1 protein-coding gene is annotated in these 601 nt (G+C 65.9%); it reads right to left on the bottom strand.

Annotation, left to right across the window (positions count from 1 at the left end):
* Positions 1 to 601, bottom strand: a 601-nt coding sequence (gene glgP, locus AB4Z38_RS25770; protein ID WP_441432345.1) for an alpha-glucan family phosphorylase, incomplete at both ends; no start/stop codon positions are given.

Raw genomic sequence — 601 nt, forward strand, 5'->3', positions numbered from 1 at the left:
AACACGATCCGGTGCCTCACGGCGGGGTCGTCGGTGAACTTCACCAGGTCCTGGATCATTTTCTTGCCGGCGTCGTCCGCGGGGTGGGACTTGCCGGCGATGACCAGCTGGATGGGGTGCTGGGGGTGCAGCAGCAGCGCCTTGAGCCGGGCCGGGTCCCGGAGCATGAGGGTCAGGCGCTTGTAGGTGGGCACGCGCCGGGCGAAACCGATCGTGAGCACGTCCGCGTCCAGCACGGTGTCCGTCCAGCCCAGCTCCGCATCGGCCGCCCCGCGCTTCTTCCACGAAGATCGGAGGCGCTTGCGCACGTCATCAACCAAAGCAGAACGCAACTCGCCCCGCAGGCCCCAAAGTTCGGCATCATCCACCTCGTAGATCTTGTCCCAGCCAGTGGCATCCACGTCAGTGCTGCCAAAATACTTTGCGGCGAGCCGGCTCATCTTCGGATCGATCCAGGTGGGTACGTGGACGCCGTTGGTGACGGAGGTGATGGGGATTTCGGAGTGGTCGAAGCCTGGCCAGAGCCCGGAGAACATCTCGCGGGAGACCACGCCGTGGAGTTTGGCCACGCCGTTGGCCCGCTGCGCCAGGCGCAGCCCCA

The sequence above is a fragment of the Arthrobacter sp. 2RAF6 genome, from assembly GCF_052115205.1.
Taxonomy (GTDB): domain Bacteria; phylum Actinomycetota; class Actinomycetes; order Actinomycetales; family Micrococcaceae; genus Arthrobacter.